The organism is Sphingomonas sp. Leaf34, assembly GCF_001421805.1.
Classification (GTDB): Bacteria; Pseudomonadota; Alphaproteobacteria; order Sphingomonadales; family Sphingomonadaceae; genus Sphingomonas.
The window spans coordinates 515,938-532,905 of sequence record NZ_LMLC01000001.1; the positions used below are offsets into that span (position 1 = coordinate 515,938).

Sequence of the window (16,968 nt, forward strand, 5' to 3'; positions counted from 1 at the left end):
CGTCAGCCGTGCGGATGCGCGTTGCGATAGACGTCCATCAGATGCGCGGCATCGACCTGCGTATAGACCTGCGTCGAACTGAGGCTGGCATGCCCCAGCAACTCCTGCAGCGCGCGCAGGTCCGCGCCCCGCCCTAGCAGGTGCGTCGCAAAGCTGTGGCGCAGCGCGTGCGGCGTGGTCCGGTCGCCCAGCCCCAGCCGCACCCGCGCCGCCTGCACCGCGCGACGGATCATCACCGGCGACAGCGGACCGCCCTTAACTCCGCGGAACAGCGGTTCGTCGCGCGAGACCGGCCACGGCGTCTGTGCGACATAGGCCTCGATCGCGGCGCGGACCTGCGGCAACAGCGGCACGATGCGGGTCTTGGCGCGCTTGCCGGTCACCCGGATCGTCTCGCCGAGCGGGAGGATGTCGCCCGCCAGCGTCACCGCCTCGCCGATCCGCAATCCCGCGCCGTAGAGCAGCAGCAGCACCGCCCAGTCGCGCGCCCCGATCCAGGGTTCGGCCGCATCGTCTGCCACCTCATCGGCCAGCGCCAGCGCGTCCGCAGGCGAGACCGGTCGCGGCACGCCGGCTTTCACCCGCGGCCCGCGCATCCGCGGTTGCGCCGCGTCGGCATTGGCCCAGGCCAGGAACCCGCGCACCGCGGACAATTCGCGTGCGGCGGAGGCATTGCCCAGCCCGTGCTCGCGACGATCGGCGAGATAGGCGCGGAGATCGGACGCGGTCACATGCGCCAGAGCGGCGCGGTCGACCCGTTCTCCCCAATGCGCCTGCAGGAACGCGGTCAGGCGCTCCGCGGTCGCACGATAGGCACGGATGGTGTGCACCGACCGGCGCCGGTCGCGCGCGAGATACTCACCCCACAGCATCGATGCCGGCAGGGCATGACGATCAATCGCATCCAATTCGGTGTGATTACCTTCCAAGTTGGTAGACGATTGGGTGTCGATCATGGTCATTCGGTGGACAGTATCCTGATGTCTCGCCAAAGAAAATTAACGTCCTCGCTTTATTAGATCGCCATGACCTCTGCACTGCCCACGACCGATATGTTCGCGGACGAGACACGACGGTTGGCCGCGCTGCACGCGCTTGCTTTGCTCGACAGCGAACCCGAGCGCGAATTCGATGCGCTGGTCGCGCTGGCCGCGGAAATGCTCGGTTGCCCGACCGCGATGCTGACGCTGGTCGATACCGATCGGCTGTGGATCAAGGCGACGAGCAAGGGCGATCGCGGCGAGATCGCGCGCGATGTCGGGATGTGCACGCACACGATCCAGGGGAGCGTCCCGCTGGTCGTCGACGACCTGACCCGGGATCCGCGCTTCGAATCGAGCCCGATCGTCTCCCCGGAGGACGGCTTGCGCTTCTATGCCGGCGCACCGATCCACGCGGTGGACGGCGTCGGCGAGCGTCACGCGATCGGTGCACTGTGCATCGTCGATACCGTGCCGCGCAGCCTGAACGACGCGGGTCGACGCGCGCTGACGCATTTGGCGACGCTGGCGGAGACGACGATCGCCGCGCGGTCCGCGGCGCAGAAGGCATTGTCGATAGCGCAGACCGCGGATCGCCAGGCGGCAGCGCTCGTGCGCCAGGACCGGATCTTTCGCCAGGCAGAGCGGATGGCGGCATTCGGATCTTGGCGCCTGGACTTCGCCGACGATCGCCTCGAATGGTCCGACGGCGTCTATCATATCTATGGACTGCCGATGACCGCGCCGCCGACGATGGCGGTGGCGATGGATTTCTATCCCCCATATGCGCGCGCGGAGATCACGGCGGGGATCGCGCGGGCGATCGAAACGGGCGAGTCGCTGGATCTCGAAGTCGATTTCAGGACCGTGCAGGGCGAGCAGCGCCGCGTCCGGGTGTTGGGCGAATTCGAGGAAGCCGGCGATGCGCCGGGTGCGCTGGTCGGTGTGTTTCAGGACGTCACCGAACGGCATGCGCTCGAACTGACGCTGCGGCGCAGCGCGGACACCGATTCGCTCACCGGCATCGCCAACCGGGCGGCGTTCGATCGTGCGCTCGATACCGCGATGACGCGCGCGCATGAGCATGACACGCCGCTGCTGCTCGCGCTGCTCGATCTGGACGGGTTCAAGGCGATCAACGACACGCTGGGTCATACGGCGGGCGACGACGTGCTGCGCGGGGTCGGGCGCGTGCTCGAGGCACCGTGGCTCAAGGGCAGCTTCGCCGCGCGGCTGGGCGGCGACGAGTTTGCGGTGATCGTCGACGATGCGGTGCTATCGGTCTCGCCGGACTATGTCTGCCGCCGACTCGAAGAGGCGTTGCGCTTTCCGATCGCGATGAGCGGTCTGGCGATGGTCAGTGCGGGCACCGTCGGGATCGCGACGCTAGACCGCGATTGCCACACGATCCGCGACTTCGTCCACCGCGCTGACACGATCCTGTATCAGGCGAAGCGCGCGCGGGTCGGCGAACGGCGGCGCACCGAGCGGCGCAACGTGGCATAGGTCCCGTTCGCCGGCCGCTTGCTGGCAGCGGACCCTGAGGGTCGCTTGTTGATCCAATCCAGCCGCCCGGCGCGCGCAGACGGTTCACGCGGACTCGATCCGCCCCCATATACTGCGCCGATGTCGTCTCGCGCCCGTGTCCTGATCCTGAACGCCGCCCTCGGGCCGCTCGACTACCGCGTGCCTGCCGGCATGGAGGTCGGGCCGGGCTCGATCGTCGTCGCGCCGCTGGGGCCACGGCAATTGCTCGGCGTGGTCTGGGAAGCGGAGCGGATGCCGTCCGATGCGGAGGTCGGCGACAACCGGTTGCGCAATCTGCTGGCCGTGGCCGACGTACCGCCGCTGGGGGCGCCGTTGCGGCGGCTGGTCGAGTGGACCGCGGATTATTACCTCGCGCCGACCGCGTCGGTTCTGCGGATGACGCTCGCCTCCACCTCGGCGCTGGAGGGCGCGCGGACGGCGGTCGAGTATCGCTCGACCGGGGTCGTGCCGCCGCGCCTGACCCCACAGCGCGAGCAGGCGCTTGAGCGGATCGGCGACCGCCAGGGTCTGATCCGCGAATTGGCGACGCTGGCGGAGGTCAGCGACGCGGTGGTCCGCGGGCTGGTGAAGGTCGGCGCGATCGAGGCGGTCGAGGTGAGCATCGACGTCCCCTACCCCATGCCGGATCCGTCATATCACGAGCCCGTCCTGTCGGAGGACCAACGCGCCGCGGCGGATGCTTTGGTGGCGGGGGTGGCGGAGCATGCGTTCCACCCGACGCTGCTCGACGGCGTCACCGGCTCGGGCAAGACCGAGGTGTATTTCGAGGCGGTGGCGCAGGCGATCCGTGATGGCCGCCAGACGATAGTCCTGCTCCCCGAGATCGCGCTGACCGAACCGTTCCTCAAGCGCTTCCACCAGCGCTTCGGGTGCGAGCCCGTCGCGTGGCATTCGGGGCTGCGATCGACGCAGCGGCGTCGTGCGTGGCGCGCGATCGCGAGTGGCGAGGCGCTGGTGACGGTGGGCGCGCGCTCGGCGCTGTTCCTGCCGTATCGCGACCTAGGGCTGATCGTCGTCGACGAGGCGCACGAGACGAGCTTCAAGCAGGAAGAGGGCGTGCATTATCACGCGCGCGACGTCGCGGTGATGCGCGGCAAGTTCGAGGGGTGCCCGGTCATTCTAGCGTCCGCCACACCCGCGATCGAGACGCGGCAACAGGTCGCGACCGGGCGCTATGCCGAGCTCAAGCTGCCCGGCCGGTTCGGCGTCGCGGAGATGCCGACGATCGAGCCGATCGACCTGATCAAGGACCCGCCCGAGCGCGGCCGGTGGCTGGCGCCCAAGCTGGTCAAGGCGATGCAGGCGACGCTCGAGCGGCGCGAGCAGTCGCTGCTGTTCCTCAACCGGCGCGGCTATGCGCCGCTGACGCTGTGTCGGACGTGCGGACACCGGTTCCAGTGCCCGAACTGCACCGCGTGGATGGTCGAGCACCGTCTCACCAACCGCCTCGCCTGCCATCATTGCGGCCATGCCGAGCCGACGCCGCGCGTGTGCCCCGAATGCAAGGGCGAGGATACGCTCGTTGCCTGTGGGCCGGGCGTCGAGCGGATCGCCGACGAGGTGGCGGCGCTGTTCCCCGCGGCGAAGACTGCGGTCGTGACGTCGGACACGATCTGGTCGCCCGCCAAGGCGGCGGAGTTCGTCGGGCGGATGGAGGCGGGCGATATCGACATCGTCGTCGGCACGCAGCTGGTGACGAAGGGGTATCACTTCCCCAACCTGACCTTGGTCGGCGTGGTCGATGCCGACCTGGGCCTCGACGGCGGCGATCTGCGCGCGGCGGAGCGTACCTTTCAGCAGATCCGGCAGGTGTCGGGGCGCGCGGGGCGTGGCGAGAAGCCGGGGCACGTGTTCATCCAGACTCACAGCCCGGGCGCGCAGGTGATGCAGGCGCTGATCACCGGCGATGCGGATGCGTTCTACGCGGCGGAAACCGACGCGCGCAAGGACGCGGGTGCGCCGCCGTTTGGGCGCTACGCCGCGATCGTGGTCTCGTCGGAGGACCAGAAATGCGCGCACGAAACCGCCAAGCTGGTCGGGCGGAGTGCGCCCGAGGTCGAGGGCATGCACGTCTATGGGCCCGCCCCTGCCCCACTGGCGATGCTGCGCGGGCGGCACCGGTACCGGCTGCTGGTCCACGCCAAGCGTGCGCTCGACGTGCAGGATGTGATCCGGGAGTGGCTGGGGAAGCTGGACTGGCCGTCCAAGGCGCGGGTGACCGTCGACGTCGACCCGTATAATTTTCTGTAGGCCGGGGGAGAGCCTCCTCCGAACACCGCCACTACCCCGGCGAAGGCCGGGGCCCAATTGGGGGACAGCGGAAACGCGTCGAAGCGCGTATCATCTGCGTCGCCCATTTGGGCCCCGGCCTTCGCCGGGATGGACGAAACAAAAAGGTTTGTTCACCCGCGAAGGCGGGTGCCCAGACTGGGTCCCCGCCCTCGCGGGGACACAAATCTTTACTCGCCCGCGTGCTCGGCCAGCACGGTCAGGCCCTTGGCACTGACCTCGGCGAAACCACCGCGGATCGCGATCGTCTCCGGCGTGCCGTTCTGCGTGCGGTACACCTGCACGCCACCGTCGCGGACCGTCGACATGAAGGGCGCATGGCCCTCCAGCACGCCGAAATCGCCTTCGGTGCCGGGGACGACGACCATATAGACCTCCTCCGAGCGGACGAGCTTTTCTGGCGTGACGAGTTCGAAGTGCAGCATCTTATTCGCCTTCTCCCTCTCCCCGTCGGGGAGAGGGTCGGGGTGAGGGGCAGTACCGGGCGGGAGCGCTTGTGGCGGCCCCTCACCCCAACCCTCTCCCCGGAGGGGAGAGGGAGCTAGAAGCGCTTACGCTTCCGCGGCCATCTTTTCGGCCTTGGCGACGGCTTCGTCGATGCCGCCGACCATGTAGAACGCAGCCTCGGGCAGGTGATCATACTCGCCCTCGACGACCGCCTTGAACGAGCGAACCGTGTCCTCGAGCTGGACGAACTTGCCGCTGATGCCGGTGAAGACCTCGGCGACGTGGAACGGCTGGCTCAGGAATTTCTGGATTTTCCGCGCACGCTGCACGGTGAGCTTATCTTCTTCGGACAGCTCGTCCATGCCGAGAATCGCGATGATGTCCTGCAGCGACTTGTACTTCTGCAGCGTCGACTGGACCGCACGCGCGGTGTCGTAATGCTCCTGGCCGACGACGCGTGGCTCGAGCAGACGCGAGGTCGAATCGAGCGGATCGACCGCCGGGTAGATGCCCAGCTCGGAGATCGCGCGGTTGAGGTTGGTCGTCGCATCGAGATGCGCGAACGACGTCGCAGGCGCCGGATCGGTAAGATCGTCGGCCGGCACGTACACGGCCTGCACCGAGGTGATCGACCCCTTGTTGGTCGAGGTGATGCGCTCCTGCAGCGCGCCCATGTCGGTCGAAAGCGTCGGCTGATAGCCCACGGCCGACGGAATGCGGCCGAGCAGTGCCGAAACCTCTGCGCCCGCCTGCGTGAAGCGGAAGATGTTGTCGACGAAGAACAGCACGTCCTGGCCTTCGACGTCGCGGAAATATTCGGCGATCGTCAGACCCGACAGAGCCACACGAGCACGTGCGCCTGGCGGCTCGTTCATCTGGCCGAATACCAGCGCGACCTTCGAGCCCTCCGACTGCGGATTGCCGTCGGCATCCTTGGCGATAACGCCTGCGTCGAGGAACTCGTGGTACAGATCGTTACCTTCGCGGGTACGCTCGCCGACGCCCGCGAACACCGAGGTGCCGCCGTGGCCCTTGGCGATGTTGTTGATCAGTTCCTGGATCAGCACGGTCTTGCCGACGCCGGCGCCGCCGAACAGGCCGATCTTGCCGCCCTTTGCATAGGGTGCGAGCAGATCGATGACCTTGATGCCCGTGACCAGGATAGCGCTCTCGGTCGACTGGTCGACGAACAGCGGTGCCGAGGCATGGATCGGTGCGGTCGTCTCTGCGCCGACGGGACCACGCTCGTCGATTGGCTCGCCGATGACGTTGAGGATGCGGCCGAGCGTCTTCGGGCCGACGGGCACGCGGATCTGCGAGCCGGTGTCGGTGACGGTCTGGCCGCGGGTCAGACCCTCGGTGGCGTCCATCGCGATCGTGCGCACGGTGTTCTCGCCGAGATGCTGGGCGACCTCGAGCACGAGCCGGTTGCCGTTGTTGTCGGTTTCGAGCGCCGACAGAATGGCGGGCAGGTTATCGGGGAAATGCACGTCGACGACGGCACCGATGACCTGCGAAATGCGGCCGGTGTTGTTCGTGGCCTTCGAGCTGCCCTCGGTCGGGCGGATGTCTTCAGCGGCGGTTGCCATCACACTATCCTTGGGTCTTGTTGTTGGCCGGGTTGGTAGCCGGTGAACGGGTAAAAGTCACGTCGATGCGCTCGGGCGCACCGCTGGTCGAAGGGACGAGCGCGACCGTGATCGGGACCGCATCGAGCGGTTTGCCGAGGCGGATCGCGCGCAACAGATCGGGCGATGCCTTGATCTTGAAGCGGCCCAGAAACTCGCCGACGGTCTGCGCGAGCCGCATCCGTGCGGTGGTCGCGTCGACCGGATCGGTCAGCGACAACGCATAGGTCACGGTGTCGATCGACTCGGCGCTCTTGCCGGCGACGACGACGGAGGTCGTATTCGGCGCCTTGGCGTTCGAGTTGGAGAACATCCGCGGCTGGCCGGTGGCAATGAAGCCCTCGTCCTTTGCCGCATAGCCGCCCAGCGCGAAGCCGGCCTGGTTGATCGCGCCGATCGTCTCTTGCGGGGCGGCGAACAGCCGATCCCAGCCCGACAGGCTTGCGACCGACCTGGCCTGCGCCGCCTCCTGCTCGCGCACCGTCGGTGCCGGCTTGCCGCAGCTCACCAACAACGCAGTGCCCACGAACAGGGACGTCAGGGCGACGACGAACTTCATTTAAGCGCTTCGGCACCCGAGATGATCTCGACCAGTTCGGTCGTGATCGCGGCCTGACGCGTGCGGTTATACTGGATCGACAGACGCGTGATCATGTCGCCGGCATTGCGCGTGGCGTTGTCCATCGCGTTCATGCGGCTGCCCTGCTCCGACGCCGCATTTTCAAGCAGCGCGCGGAAAATCTGGATCGCGACGTTGCGCGGCAGCAGGTCGGCGAGGATCGCTTCCTCGTCGGGCTCGTATTCGGTCACGGCTTCCGCCGGCGCGTTGGGCTTGGCCTCTGCACCGGGGATGGTCGAGATCGGCACGGGGACGATCTGGATGCCAGTCGGCACCTGCACCAGCGCCGACACGAACTTCGCGTAGAACAGATGCGCGACGTCGAACTGACCTTCGCCGAAGCGCTTGATCAGGTCTTCCGAAATCTCCTGCGCGTCGCTGAACGCGAGCTTCTTGATCTGGCTCATCTCGTGATCGGCGAGGATGTCGTTCGGGAAGAAGCGCTTGATCACGCGCCCCTTCTTGCCGGCGACATAGAATTTCACGGTCTTGCCGGCCGCGATCAACTCCTCGGCCTTGCGACGTGCCGCGCGGACGATGTTGGTGTTGAACGCACCCGCGAGACCACGCTCCGACGTCGCGATGACGATCAGGTGGACCTGGTCCTTGCCGGTCCCGGCCAGCAGCGGCGATGCGCCCGGCGCGATGCCGACTCGCCCCGCGAGGCTCGCCATCACCGCTTCGAGCCGCTCGGCATAGGGCCGGCCAGCGACCGCCGCATCCTGCGCCCGGCGCAGTTTCGCAGCGGCGACCATCTTCATCGCCTTGGTGATCTTCTGCGTCGACTTCACCGAGCCGATGCGGATCTTGAGTGCCTTGAGGCTCGCCATCTACGTCCCTTTGTTCCTCCGCGAAGGCGGAGGCCCAGCCTGCCCCCGCGTCAGCGGGGGCATGTTCTACTTAAGCGAAAGTCTTGGCGAACGCTTCGAGCGCTGCCTTCAGCTTGTCCTTCGCCTCGTTACCCAGATCGCGGGTATCGCGGATCAGCTTGAGCACATCGGCATGGTTCGCGCGCATGTCGGCGAGCAGCGCCTGCTCGTAGCGGGTCACGTCGGCGACGGGCACCTTGTCGAGATAGCCGCTGGTGCCAGCGAAGATCGACACGGTCTGCTCCTCGAACGGCAGCGGCGAGAACTGCGCCTGCTTGAGCAGCTCGGTCAGGCGTGCACCGCGGTTGAGCAGCTTCTGCGTCGACGCATCGAGATCCGACCCGAACTGCGCGAACGCTGCCATCTCGCGATACTGTGCGAGCTCGAGTTTGATCGAGCCCGACACCTTCTTCATCGCCTTGGTCTGTGCGGCCGAGCCGACACGGCTGACCGACAGACCGACGTTGATCGCCGGGCGCACGCCCGAGAAGAACAGGTCGGTTTCGAGGAAGATCTGGCCGTCGGTGATCGAGATCACGTTGGTCGGGATGTACGCCGACACGTCACCCGCCTGCGTCTCGATGATCGGCAGCGCGGTCAGCGAGCCGCCGCCGTTCGCGTCCGACATCTTGGCCGCACGCTCGAGCAGACGGCTGTGGAGATAGAACACGTCGCCCGGATACGCTTCACGGCCCGGCGGACGACGCAGCAGCAGCGACATCTGGCGATACGCGACCGCCTGCTTCGACAGATCGTCGTAGCAGATCAGCGCGTGCATGCCGCGATCGCGGAAATATTCGCCCATCGCGACGCCGGTATAGGGCGCGAGATACTGGAGCGGTGCGGGGTCCGACGCGGTCGCGGCGATCACGATGGTGTATTCCATCGCGCCATTCTCTTCGAGCGTCTTGACGAGCTGCGCCACGGTCGAGCGCTTCTGGCCGATCGCGACATAGACGCAATACAGCTTCTTCGACTCGTCGTCGCCGGCGTTGGCGATCTTCTGGTTGATGAACGCGTCGATCGCGACGGCCGACTTGCCGGTCTGGCGATCGCCGATGATCAGCTCGCGCTGGCCGCGGCCGACGGGGACGAGCGCGTCAATCGCCTTGAGACCGGTCTGGACCGGCTCGCTGACCGACTGGCGCGGGATGATGCCCGGTGCCTTGACCTCGACGCGGCTGCGCTCGGTCGTGTGGATCGGGCCCTTGCCGTCGATCGGGTTACCGAGGCCATCGACCACGCGGCCGAGCAGCTCCTTGCCGATCGGCACGTCGACGATCGTGCCGGTGCGCTTGACGATGTCGCCTTCCTTGATCTCCGAGTCCGACCCGAAGATCACGACGCCGACATTATCGGCCTCGAGGTTGAGCGCCATGCCCTGCACGCCGTTCGAGAATTCGACCATCTCGCCGGCCTGGACGTTGTCGAGGCCGAAGATGCGCGCGATGCCGTCGCCGACGCTCAGCACCTGGCCGGTCTCGCTGACCTGGGCCTCGGTGCCGAAATTGGCGATCTGATCCTTGATGATCTTCGAGATTTCTGCGGCGCGGATATCCATTAGCTTAGCCCTTCATCGCGTGCGCGAGAGTGTTGAGACGCGTCTTGATCGACGAATCGATCATCTGGCTGCCGACGCGGACGACGAGTCCACCCAGCAACGATGGGTCGACGCTGAGGTCGACGGAAACTTCGCGGCCGACGCGCTGGCGGAGCTGATGCTTCAGCTCGATCACCTGTTCGTCGGTCAGCGGGTGCGCGGAGGTCACTTCGGCCGCGATCTCGCCACGATGCTGCGCAGCGAGCGCGCGGAACGCCTTGATGATCTTTGGCAGTGCGCCCAGCCGGTGGTTCTCGGCGAGCACGCCAAGGAAGCTCTTGGTGGTCGCATCGACGCCGAGTTCGTCGGCGACCGCGGAGACCGCCTTCACCGCCGCGCCACGCGACACCATCGGGCTGATCGTCAGAGCACGAAAGTCCTCCGACTGCGCCAGTGCGTCACGCACGCGCGACAGGCTCGACTCGACTGCGTCGATCGTCTTCGCGTCACGTGCGAGTTCGAACAGGGCCAGCGCATAACGCCCGCCTAAGCTCGCCTGAATACCGCCGGATGTCTCCACGGACCTGTCAATCCTCGCCTGAAACCGAAAATGTTGCTGTCCCATGGGGGAAGAGGGCGCGAAAGCACCTCTCATGGGACGCGGCGCGGGTAGCATCGGGTTCCGGGATTGGCAACCCGGCGGGAGGGTCGGGAGGATCGGTTTGTGACTGTTTTGTCATTGGTACGGGGCTGGAGGCCCCCGATCTTCCCCCTCCCCGTCATCCCCGCGAAGGTGGGGATCCATAACCTCCGGACCCGGCGCTTTCATCGCACGGCTTGCCACTATGGGTTCCCGCCTCCGCGGGAATGACGATAGTGGTCGGAACAGGATCACACGACGAGGACCTTAAAATGACCGGCACGATGGAAACGATGACCATGTCCGACGGCGCGACCGTCGCGGTCTATCACGCGCACCCGGCAGGGGAACGCCGCGGCGGGCTGGTCCTGGTGCAGGAGATCTTCGGGGTCACCGACCATATCCGCGACCTGTGCGACGAATACGCCGCCGACGGCTATGAGGTCCTCGCCCCCGCGCTGTTCGACCGCGAGCATCCCGGCTTCGAGGCGGACTATTCGGGCGACGGCCTCGCGCGCGGGATCGAACTCGCACGACAACTCCATCCGTTCGAGCTGTCGCTGAGCGACGTCCAGACGTGCATCGACACGCTCGCGCCGGCGGGCCCGGTGTTCGTGGTCGGCTATTGCTATGGCGGGTCGGTCGCGTGGTTCGCGTCGACCAAGCTCACCGGCGTTGCGGCAGCGAGCGGCTATTACGGCAGCATGATCCCCGCCGCGGCGGACGAGGAGCCCAAGGTGCCGGTGATCCTCCACTTCGGTCGCCACGACCACGGCATCCCGATGGAGGGCGTCGAGCAGGTCGTCGCCAAGGACTGGCCCAACGCGACGGTGTATGTCTACGAGGCCGGCCACGGGTTCAATTCGGACCGGCGCAAGGATTATCACGAGCCGAGCGCGGATCTCGCCAAGCAGCGCACGCTCGACCTGTTCCGCGCCAACGGGGGCTGATCTCCCCTTTCTACCACCCCGGCGAAGGCCGGGGCCCAATTGGGAAGGTGGCAATAACCGGGGGAAGCGCTTCGTTAGCGACGTCCCCCAATTGGCCCCCGGCCTTCGCCGGGGTGGTGAAATTTGCCGGGGTGGGCAAATGGCGGAACGGCGGCTTTGTTGGATGGGAGGCTCGCACCCTCGTTCCCCCGCGGAGGCGGGGGTCCAGGAATCCAGCAGCGCCCCGCCCGTGATTCCTGGATCCCCGCCTTCGCGGGGAAACAGGAATTTCACATTACGCCGGGAAATCCGCGCCCAGGCTGGCCGCCTTGTGCGCCTCAATCTCCTTCAACCGCTCCGCCAGCTTCGCCGTCACGTGATCATACCCCCATGCGCCCAGCACCAGATGCCGCGGCGGGTTCGCATCCTCGGTGAGCGCGATCATCGCCTCGCCAGCGCGCACCGGGTCGCCCGCCTGCGTCCCGCTGGCCTCGCGCGTGCCGTCGACCCGCTTGCCCGCGGTGTCGGCATAGTCGGCGATCGCGACCGGCGTCTGTTTCAGCGAACGCCCGGCCCAGTCGGTGCGGAACGGCCCCGGCTCGACGCACGTCACATCGATCCCGAGCGGCTTCACCTCGGCGAGCAACGCATCCGACCAGCCCTCCACCGCATGCTTCGACGCGGCATAATAGCCCGAGCCCGGGAACCCGATCTGCCCCGCGACCGACGTGATGTTGATCACATGCCCGCTCTTCTGCGCGCGCAGGATCGGCAGCACGGCCCGCGTAAGCGCGAACAGCCCGAACACGTTCGCATCGAACTGCGCGCGGATCTCGGACTCCTCGCCCTCCTCGACCGAGGCCTGATAGCCATAGCCCGCATTGTTCACGAGCACGTCGATCCGACCGAACTTCGCCCTGGCCTGCGCGACCGCGTCGTCGATCTGCGCCTGATCGGTCACGTCGAGCGACACCGCCAGCGCGCGATCCTCCGCGCCGTCCGCCAGATCGGCGACGCGGGTCGCGTCACGCGCGGTGACGACCGCGCGCCAGCCGCGCGCGAGCACGAGCTTGGCAAGTTCGCGACCGAAGCCGGTCGAGCAGCCGGAGATGAACCAGACGGGGGTGTCGGAGGCCATGAGACATCTTTCGTTATGGGGTATGCGTAGAGGAACGGCCGGGCCCGCGATTGGCTCCGGCTTTGAGCGCAAGCCACGGGATGCGCGGGGAGCGCGGCGCGCTATAACCGTCCCATGAGCACCGCCCCTGCCCTCGACGACGACACCGCGTGGCGCGCATTCGCGGCGCGCGATCGCGCGTGGGACGGCCGGTTTCTCGTCGGCGTGAAGACCACCGGCATCTACTGCAAGCCGAGCTGCCCCGCGCGTCACCCCAAGCGCGAGAATGTCAGCTTCCACCCCGACCCGGCGAGTGCGCGCGCCGCCGGATTCCGCGCGTGCCTGCGCTGCACCCCGGACACGGTCGGCCGCGACCGGATCGCCGTCGCCGCCGCCATCGCGCTGCTCGAAGCCGCCGACGACCGGCTCTCGCTCGACGCGGTCGCGGCGCAGGTCGGCTACGCGCCGCACCATTTCCACCGCCTGTTCAAGCGCGCCACCGGCGTCACCCCCGCCGCCTATGCGCGCGCACTGCGCACCGGCCGCGCGGCCGACGCCCTATCGGAGGACTCGACCGTGACCGAAGCGATCTACGACGCCGGCTATTCCGCCCCGAGCCGCTTCTACGAGGCGGATGCCAAACGGCTTGGCATGGCGCCCAGCGCGTGGGCGCGCGGCGGCGAAGGCGTCACGATTCGCTGGACCATCGCCGACACGAGCCTCGGCGCGCTGTTCGTCGCGGCCACCGACAAGGGCCTGTGCCGCGTCTCGTTTGACGAAGACGCCGACGAGCTGCGTCGCCGCTTCCCCAACGCGACGATCGAACCGGGCGATGCCGCGCTGGCCGAGCTGGCCGCGCATGTCGTCGCCGCCGTCGAATCCCCCGAACGCGACCACGACCTCCCGCTAGACGTCCGCGGCACCGCGTTCCAGGAGGCGATCTGGCAGGCGCTGCGCACCATCCCGATCGGCGAGACGCGCACCTATAGCGAACTCGCCGCGCTCGCCGGCCGGCCCGCCGCGGTGCGCGCCGCCGGCACCGCGTGCGGCCAGAACCCGGTGTCGATCGTTATCCCCTGCCACCGCGCGCAGCGGATCGGCGGGGCACTCGGCGGCTATGCGTACGGGCTCGACCGCAAACGCAAGCTGCTCGCTGTCGAAGCCGCTCAGCGCGCCGATTTGCAGGAATAGACGAGCTTCTCGTTGGGCAGCGGCGGCAGCACCGCGCGGATCGCCGCCTGCTGGCTGGTCAGCTTGGCGAGCGCGGTGTCGTCCATCCCGCACACGTTCGGTACGATTCCGCGCGCGGTCCGCGCCGCCGCCATGCCCGCCGCCGACATCAGGTAGCGCGTGTTCGAATAGATTCGCGTCGCCGGGTCGAACGACAGCACCGACACGGTCTGCTCGGCATCGGGCACCAGCACGCGGTCGAAGCGGCCGCCCCCGCCAAGGTTCCGCGCACCGACATATTGCGTCTTGCCGTTCATGCAGCCCTTGGCGCCCCATTCGATCGGCACGTCCTCGCTCGACGAGATCGTGATCCGGCTGCGTTCGGGGATCAGCGTGCACATCAGCTTGCCGAGCGCCGCATCGGGCGTCGCCAGCCGCGACTTCGGCAGCGCCGACAGCGGCACCTCGACCTCGCCCGACGGCCGCAGCACGAACACGATGATCGCGACGAGTACCGCGACGCCGCCGACTGAGACCGCCCAGATCGCCTGCCGCCGCTGGCCACGCGATTCGAGCAGCCCCGCGCTGCCGATCACCAGCGCGCCCGCGACGAGCAACAGCCCGGCGATCGCCATCACGTTCTCGCGCGTGCGCGCCGCCTCGGTCCGGGCCTTTTCGACGGCGCCCTCGCGCGCCAACGCATCCTGTGCCGCCGCGTCGCGCCTCGCCGACGCCGCATCGGCAGTCGCGCGCGCGTCGGCGTCGCTGTCCTGCCGCAGGCGATCCTCGATCGAGGTGCAGCCCGTGCCGATCGACGCATAAGGCTGTTTCGAATCGCGCAGAAAGCCCGCGAGCTCGGTATCCGCGATCGCAAATCCGAACGTCGAATCGCCGTCCTCGCCGCGCGTGATCGCCGAGTTCACGCCGATCACCCGCCCGCACCGGTCGAGCAACGGACCGCCCGAATTGCCGCGCGCGATGCTGGCGGTGTGCAGCAGCACCTCGATATCGCTCAGCACGCGGCGGCCGGACAACACGCCCTCCGATCGGACCGGCGTCATCGGCCGGATATAGTCCGCCGCCGACCGCGCGGTCGCCAGGTCGACATTGCCGGGAAAGCCGAGCGACACCACCGCATCGCCCTCGTTCATCGGCCCGGTATACAGCGCGCTCGGCGGCAGGCGCGCGCCGGTGAACTCGATCAGCGCCAGATCGCGCTGCGAATCATAGGCGATCACCTTGCCCTGGTAGGATTTGGTGCCCTCGGTGGGCACGATCCCGACGACGACGTTGTCGGGATAGCGCTCGGCGAGATCGACGACGTGCGCGTTGGTGACGATCCGGTTGGGCGCGACCGCAAAACCGCTGCCATGGCCGAAGCCGACGACCTGGTCGTCGACCACCGCGATCGTGACGACGCGCACCACGCCGCGCCCGGTGGCGGCGATGTCGTCGGCCGACGCGGAACTGGCCAACCCGAAAGTCAGCGCGAGAAGGAGCAGCAGGCGGATCATGTCCCCGCCTTCGGGGAGTTCGCGGCGGCGATCAACCCTCGGCACCGCCGGGACCACGCGCGCCGATCCGGTTTGGTTAGCGAATTATCAAGCCTTGCCCCCTAACCCGTTGGGCAATCATCCAGGGATTTGGGCATGAGCGCATTCGGGCGTCGTAATGGCATCAGCGGGGGGCAAGCGGCCCGGCCAGCATTCGGCGTGGCGCGCCCGATGCAAGGAGGTGGCCCTGCGCCACGCCCCGAGCCCGAAGGCGGTTCGCAGTTTCCGCCGATCGAGTCGCTGCCGATGCCCGGCGAAACCGATGGCTTTGGCCCCGGCACGATGCCCGGCACGCAGATGGACGCGATGCAGCGCCTCTCCGATCGCCAGAACGCCAGCGGCGAGGCGGGCAACAGCCGCGTCGAGGGCTTCGAACAGTCGATCCACAAGATCAAGGAACAGGTCCTCCCGCGCCTGCTCGAACGCGTCGATCCCGAGGCCGCCGCGACGCTCGGCAAGGACGAGCTGGCGGAGGAATTCCGCCCGATCATCGGCGAGGTGCTCGCCGAACTGAAGCTGACGCTCAACCGCCGCGAACAGTTCGCGCTGGAAAAGGTGCTGGTCGACGAGCTGCTCGGGCTCGGGCCGCTGGAAGAGCTGCTGGCGGATCCGAACATCACCGACATCATGGTGAACGGCCCCGAACAGACCTATGTCGAGCGCAAGGGCAAGCTCGAGCTCGCGCCGATCCAGTTCCGCGACGAGGAGCATCTGTTCCAGATCGCGCAGCGGATCGTGAACTCGGTCGGCCGCCGAGTCGACCAGACCACGCCGCTCGCCGACGCCCGCCTCAAGGACGGCAGCCGCGTCAACGTGATCGTGCCGCCACTATCGTTGCGCGGCACCGCGATCTCGATTCGTAAGTTTTCGGCCAAACCGATCACGCTCGACATGATGGCGGGGTTCGGCAGCATGAGCCCCAAGATGGCGACCGCGCTGAAGATCGCGGGCGCGTCGCGCTTCAACGTCGTGATCTCGGGCGGTACGGGTTCGGGCAAGACGACGATGCTGAATGCCTTGTCGAAGATGATCGACCCCGGCGAGCGCGTGCTGACGATCGAGGACGCGGCCGAGCTTCGGCTGCAACAGCCCCACTGGCTCCCTCTCGAGACGCGCCCCGCCAACCTCGAGGGCCAGGGCGAAATCTCGATCCGCGATCTCGTGAAGAACGCACTGCGTATGCGGCCGGACCGGATCATCCTGGGCGAAATTCGTGGTTCCGAGTGTTTCGACATGCTCGCGGCCATGAATACCGGTCACGACGGATCGATGTGTACGCTCCACGCCAACTCCCCGCGCGAGGCGCTCGCGCGTATGGAGAACATGGTGATGATGTCGGACATCAAGGTGCCGAAGGAAGCGATTTCGCGCCAGATCGCCGACTCGGTGGAGCTGATCATCCAGGTGAAGCGACTGCGCGACGGCTCGCGTCGCGTGACGAACATCACCGAGGTGATCGGCATGGAAGGTCCGGTGATCGTGACGCAGGAGCTGTTCAAGTTCGAGTATATGGACGAGTCGGCCGACGGCAAGATCCTGGGCGAATACCGGTCGATGGGGTTGCGGCCGTATACGCTGGAGAAGGCCAAGCAGTTCGGATTCGATCAGGCGTATCTGGAGGCGTGCCTGTAAGGGGCGT

14 protein-coding genes are annotated in these 16,968 nt (G+C 67.4%); 5 read left to right on the forward strand and 9 right to left on the reverse strand.

Annotation, left to right across the window (positions count from 1 at the left end; all coding sequences use genetic code 11):
- Positions 1–2 precede the first annotated feature (2 nt).
- Positions 3–872 carry a tyrosine recombinase XerC gene (locus ASF00_RS02375; protein WP_055875262.1) on the reverse strand — a complete coding sequence of 290 codons (870 nt, stop codon included), beginning with the start codon at positions 870–872 and terminating at the stop codon, positions 3–5.
- A gap of 153 nt (positions 873–1,025) precedes the next feature.
- On the opposite strand from ASF00_RS02375, the gene ASF00_RS02380 reads away from it, so the two are divergent.
- A complete protein-coding gene (locus tag ASF00_RS02380) occupies positions 1,026–2,486 on the forward strand; it encodes a sensor domain-containing diguanylate cyclase (RefSeq protein ID WP_055873589.1) in 1,461 nt (486 codons plus the stop codon).
- Positions 2,487–2,606: 120 nt separating this feature from the next.
- Positions 2,607–4,778, forward strand: coding sequence for a primosomal protein N' (locus ASF00_RS02385; RefSeq protein ID WP_055873592.1), 2,172 nt, complete (start codon positions 2,607–2,609; stop codon positions 4,776–4,778).
- Between the two features lie 209 nt (positions 4,779–4,987).
- Here ASF00_RS02385 and ASF00_RS02390 read toward each other — a convergent pair whose 3' ends face one another.
- From ASF00_RS02390 to ASF00_RS02415, 6 genes are all read right to left on the reverse strand, one after another.
- Entirely contained in the window at positions 4,988–5,242 is a 255-nt protein-coding gene (locus ASF00_RS02390; RefSeq protein ID WP_055873595.1) for an ATP synthase F1 subunit epsilon, read from the reverse strand.
- Between the two features lie 126 nt (positions 5,243–5,368).
- Positions 5,369–6,853 carry a F0F1 ATP synthase subunit beta gene (gene atpD / locus ASF00_RS02395; RefSeq protein WP_055873598.1) on the reverse strand — a complete coding sequence of 495 codons (1,485 nt, stop codon included), beginning with the start codon at positions 6,851–6,853 and terminating at the stop codon, positions 5,369–5,371.
- A 4-nt stretch (positions 6,854–6,857) separates the two neighbouring features.
- Positions 6,858–7,451 carry a hypothetical protein gene (locus ASF00_RS02400; RefSeq protein WP_055873601.1) on the reverse strand — a complete coding sequence of 198 codons (594 nt, stop codon included), beginning with the start codon at positions 7,449–7,451 and terminating at the stop codon, positions 6,858–6,860.
- A complete protein-coding gene (locus tag ASF00_RS02405) occupies positions 7,448–8,341 on the reverse strand; it encodes a F0F1 ATP synthase subunit gamma (RefSeq protein ID WP_055873603.1) in 894 nt (297 codons plus the stop codon). Before ASF00_RS02405 ends, ASF00_RS02400 begins: the two co-directional genes overlap by 4 nt.
- Positions 8,342–8,411: 70 nt before the next feature.
- Positions 8,412–9,941 carry a F0F1 ATP synthase subunit alpha gene (gene atpA, locus ASF00_RS02410; protein WP_055873607.1) on the reverse strand — a complete coding sequence of 510 codons (1,530 nt, stop codon included), beginning with the start codon at positions 9,939–9,941 and terminating at the stop codon, positions 8,412–8,414.
- Positions 9,942–9,945: 4 nt separating this feature from the next.
- The gene (locus ASF00_RS02415; protein WP_055873610.1) at positions 9,946–10,500 is read right to left on the reverse strand and encodes a F0F1 ATP synthase subunit delta; all 555 of its coding nucleotides are present in this window, start codon (positions 10,498–10,500) and stop codon (positions 9,946–9,948) included.
- Positions 10,501–10,832: 332 nt separating this feature from the next.
- Between ASF00_RS02415 and ASF00_RS02420 the strand changes: the two genes are divergently transcribed.
- A complete protein-coding gene (locus tag ASF00_RS02420) occupies positions 10,833–11,510 on the forward strand; it encodes a dienelactone hydrolase family protein (protein WP_055873613.1) in 678 nt (225 codons plus the stop codon).
- A 274-nt stretch (positions 11,511–11,784) separates the two neighbouring features.
- On the opposite strand, the gene ASF00_RS02425 is transcribed toward ASF00_RS02420, so the two are convergent.
- Positions 11,785–12,627, reverse strand: a complete 843-nt coding sequence (locus ASF00_RS02425) for an oxidoreductase (RefSeq protein ID WP_055873615.1) — start codon at positions 12,625–12,627, stop codon at positions 11,785–11,787.
- Positions 12,628–12,741: 114 nt separating this feature from the next.
- Between ASF00_RS02425 and ada the strand changes: the two genes are divergently transcribed.
- Complete coding sequence (gene ada, locus ASF00_RS02430) at positions 12,742–13,797, forward strand: bifunctional DNA-binding transcriptional regulator/O6-methylguanine-DNA methyltransferase Ada (RefSeq protein WP_055873618.1); 1,056 nt, start codon at positions 12,742–12,744, stop codon at positions 13,795–13,797.
- Here the strand turns inward: ada and ASF00_RS02435 are convergent.
- Positions 13,773–15,290, reverse strand: a complete 1,518-nt coding sequence (locus ASF00_RS02435; protein WP_055873621.1) for a S1C family serine protease — start codon at positions 15,288–15,290, stop codon at positions 13,773–13,775. The genes ada and ASF00_RS02435 overlap by 25 nt on opposite strands.
- Positions 15,291–15,425: 135 nt before the next feature.
- Between ASF00_RS02435 and ASF00_RS02440 the strand changes: the two genes are divergently transcribed.
- On the forward strand, positions 15,426–16,961 hold the full coding sequence (locus ASF00_RS02440) for a CpaF family protein (protein WP_055873623.1): 1,536 nt from the start codon (positions 15,426–15,428) through the stop codon (positions 16,959–16,961).
- Positions 16,962–16,968 lie beyond the last annotated feature (7 nt).

What these genes read in the sequence shown, in the direction of transcription:
- ASF00_RS02375 (WP_055875262.1), bottom strand. Translation starts at nt 872, where the DNA reads ATGCTGTGGGGTGAGTATCTCGCGCGCGACCGGCGCCGGTCGGTGCAC.
- ASF00_RS02380 (WP_055873589.1), top strand. Translation starts at nt 1,026, where the DNA reads ATGACCTCTGCACTGCCCACGACCGATATGTTCGCGGACGAGACACGA.
- ada (WP_055873618.1), top strand. Translation starts at nt 12,742, where the DNA reads ATGAGCACCGCCCCTGCCCTCGACGACGACACCGCGTGGCGCGCATTC.
- ASF00_RS02385 (WP_055873592.1), top strand. Translation starts at nt 2,607, where the DNA reads ATGTCGTCTCGCGCCCGTGTCCTGATCCTGAACGCCGCCCTCGGGCCG.
- atpA (WP_055873607.1), bottom strand. Translation starts at nt 9,941, where the DNA reads ATGGATATCCGCGCCGCAGAAATCTCGAAGATCATCAAGGATCAGATC.
- ASF00_RS02400 (WP_055873601.1), bottom strand. Translation starts at nt 7,451, where the DNA reads ATGAAGTTCGTCGTCGCCCTGACGTCCCTGTTCGTGGGCACTGCGTTG.
- ASF00_RS02435 (WP_055873621.1), bottom strand. Translation starts at nt 15,290, where the DNA reads ATGATCCGCCTGCTGCTCCTTCTCGCGCTGACTTTCGGGTTGGCCAGT.
- ASF00_RS02425 (WP_055873615.1), bottom strand. Translation starts at nt 12,627, where the DNA reads ATGGCCTCCGACACCCCCGTCTGGTTCATCTCCGGCTGCTCGACCGGC.
- ASF00_RS02440 (WP_055873623.1), top strand. Translation starts at nt 15,426, where the DNA reads ATGAGCGCATTCGGGCGTCGTAATGGCATCAGCGGGGGGCAAGCGGCC.
- ASF00_RS02390 (WP_055873595.1), bottom strand. Translation starts at nt 5,242, where the DNA reads ATGCTGCACTTCGAACTCGTCACGCCAGAAAAGCTCGTCCGCTCGGAG.
- ASF00_RS02405 (WP_055873603.1), bottom strand. Translation starts at nt 8,341, where the DNA reads ATGGCGAGCCTCAAGGCACTCAAGATCCGCATCGGCTCGGTGAAGTCG.
- ASF00_RS02420 (WP_055873613.1), top strand. Translation starts at nt 10,833, where the DNA reads ATGACCGGCACGATGGAAACGATGACCATGTCCGACGGCGCGACCGTC.
- atpD (WP_055873598.1), bottom strand. Translation starts at nt 6,853, where the DNA reads ATGGCAACCGCCGCTGAAGACATCCGCCCGACCGAGGGCAGCTCGAAG.